This is a genomic window from Burkholderia sp. A2 (assembly GCF_001729305.1).
Taxonomy (GTDB): domain Bacteria; phylum Pseudomonadota; class Gammaproteobacteria; order Burkholderiales; family Burkholderiaceae; genus Burkholderia; species Burkholderia sola.
Genome location: NZ_LZXX01000111.1, coordinates 592 through 890, shown reverse-complemented (window position 1 = coordinate 890; position 299 = coordinate 592). Strand labels below are relative to the sequence as shown.

The following is a 299-nucleotide window of genomic DNA, read 5'->3' as shown; positions in this document are numbered from 1 at the left end:
GGCGGCCGGCGGCGTCGGCAATCCCGAGTACGGCAGCCCTGTCTATCTCGGCCTGTCGCTGCTCGTGCTCACGCTGATCCTGCTGATCAACAAGTTCGGCCGCGGCTTCATCGCGAACATCTCGGTGCTGCTCGGCATCGTCGCCGGTTTCGTGATCGCGTTCGCGATCGGCCGCGTGAATACGGAAGGCGTGTCGCTTGCACCATGGGTCGGCTTCGTGATGCCGTTCCACTTCGGCTGGCCGCACTTCGACCCATTGTCGATCGTGACGATGGTCACGGTGATGTTCGTCACGTTCA

General features: G+C 62.9%; 1 protein-coding gene. It reads left to right on the top strand.

The features are described 5' to 3' along the window. The coding region (locus A9Z05_RS37990) for a solute carrier family 23 protein (protein WP_305143985.1) at positions 1-299 on the top strand (299 nt) is incomplete at both ends.